Below are 1,261 nucleotides of genomic sequence, written 5' to 3' on the forward strand. Positions count from 1 at the left end.
TGACGTGGTCAAGCAAATTCACACAACCCAGTTAAGCAGCTTTTTCTAAGTCCGCCATGTCCGCCTCATATTGGTTTGGACTTTTGTAATCCAGGTATGAGTGCATTCTTTGGCTGTTATAAAACATAGTGATGTATTGCAGGATATCCTGCTGAGCAGCATGGCGGCTCTGGTAGTGACGCCATTGCACTCGCTCTTGTTTTAATGTGCCGAAGAAGCTCTCTACAACAGCATTGTCCCAACAATCACCTTTCCTGCTCATGCTACCTGTTACCTTGTACTGCGCCAGTAGCTGTCTAAACTGTCGGCTCGCATATTGCGAACCACGATCTGAATGATGTATCAGGCCTGCCTTGGGTTTGCGTTGCCATAAAGCCATGGTTAAGGCATCACACACAAGCTGGGCATTCATCCGTGAAGCCATACTCCAACCCACGACTTTGCGTGAGAACAGATCAATGACAACGGCCAGATACAGCCAGCCTTCCTGCGTCCAGATATAGGTAATGTCAGAGACATACGCCTGATCTGGTTTTTGCGCATCAAAGTCGCGTGACAGCACATTGTCGAAGACAGGTTGCTGATGGTCGCTATTGGTCGTTACTTTGTATTTTCTACGCCGTCTAACGCTCACGTCGGCTTCTTTCATCAAGGCTCTCGTACGCTGTTTTCCAACCGGGTAACCGAGCGAATTCAGCGCGCGTTTCATTCGTCTTACACCATAGGTAAAGTCACTGGCATCTGCTATTTTCTGTACCCATTCGATTAGCTCATCATGTTGCGGATCGGGTTCAAGTTGCTCGTTTCGTCGCACTGCACTGTAGTAATTACGGCGACTGACTCCCAGAACCTGGCACATCAGACTAATCGGCCAGGTCTTCTTATGTTGGGTAATGAAACCGTATTTCACTTGGTTTCTTTGGCAAAGAAGACCGTCGCCTTTTTTAGGATCTCTTTCTCCATTTTCAGGCGTTTATTTTCTTCTCTCAACCGACGGATTTCTTCCTGTTCCGGCGTCAACTTACCATTGCCACGAAATGCGTGGGCACCTTCAGATTCTTGCTCTTTAAGCCAGCGGCCTAACATATTGGCGCTAATACCAAGACTACGAGCTGCCTCAGCAATCTTGTAATTTTGTTCTTTAACCAGACTAACAGCGTCCAGTTTGAATTCTTTTGAATAGCTTTTTCGCGTTTTCATATACACTCCAGTTGAGATAATTATCCCTTAACTGGCTGTGTGAATCTATTGGAGCACGTCA

The 1,261-nt window shown here is 46.6% G+C and carries 1 protein-coding gene; it reads right to left on the reverse strand.

Annotated elements, in window-relative coordinates; translation table 11 throughout:
• Window positions 1-31 precede the first annotated feature (31 nt).
• Window positions 32-1,200, reverse strand: a protein-coding gene (locus JC525_RS19705) for an IS3 family transposase (protein ID WP_198817844.1) whose coding sequence is annotated in 2 segments (ribosomal slippage) — window positions 32-948 and window positions 948-1,200 — 1,170 coding nt in all. Because the reading frame shifts where the segments join, the coding sequence is not laid out codon by codon here.
• Between the last annotated feature and the right edge of the window lie 61 nt (window positions 1,201-1,261).

It is taken from the genome of Alteromonas sp. IB21 (assembly GCF_016405965.1).
Classification (GTDB): Bacteria; Pseudomonadota; Gammaproteobacteria; order Enterobacterales; family Alteromonadaceae; genus Alteromonas.